The following is a 668-nucleotide window of genomic DNA, read 5'->3' on the forward strand; positions in this document are numbered from 1 at the left end:
GCCGAGGGCGCCCACCCCGCCGTACGTACGCACCGCCGTACGTGGGCGGGACGGGCGCCCTCGGACTGTTTCCGGGGGCGCGCGCCCGTCAGGGGCGAGGCGCGGTCAGGTACCGCTGCACGGTGGGCGCCAGCCAGGCGAGGATGTCCTCGCGGGCCAGGGCGACGACGGACGGGAGCCGCAGCACATAGCGGGTGAGGGCGAGTCCGAGCAGCTGCGAGACGACGAGTGCGGCCCGCTCGGGCACCTCCTCGCGGTCGGGGCACACCGCCCTGGCGACCGGCAGCAACTGGTCCTTGAACACCTCCTGCAACCGCTTTGCGCCGGCCGTGTTGGTCACACCGACGCGCAGGATCGCCGTGAGTTCACCGTTCTCCTCCCACATCCGCAGGAAGTGCGACACCAGCGCCCGGCCGACCTCGTCTCGGGGCACCGCCGCCGTGTCCGGCAGGCGCAGTTCGGGGGAGACGGCCGCAGCGAACAGGCCCTCCTTGTTGCCGTAGTACCGCATGACCATCGAGGGGTCGATCTTCGCGTCCTTGGCGATCGCGCGGATGGTGGCCCGTTCGTACCCGTCGGCCGCGAAACGCTCGCGGGCGGCGGCGAGGATGGCGGCGCGGGTGGAATCGGAGCGGCGGGAGGGCGCTGCGGCCGCTGTGCCGGGAGCG

The 668-nt window shown here is 73.4% G+C and carries 1 protein-coding gene; it reads right to left on the minus strand.

The genetic code is table 11. From position 1 onward, the window contains the following. Nucleotides 1-88 precede the first annotated feature (88 nt). On the minus strand, nt 89-668 hold a 580-nt coding region (locus tag BZY54_RS45680), incomplete at its 5' end, for a TetR/AcrR family transcriptional regulator (protein WP_425276389.1).

Source organism: Streptomyces carpinensis (assembly GCF_002154505.1).
Taxonomy (GTDB): Bacteria; Actinomycetota; Actinomycetes; order Streptomycetales; family Streptomycetaceae; genus Streptomyces; species Streptomyces carpinensis.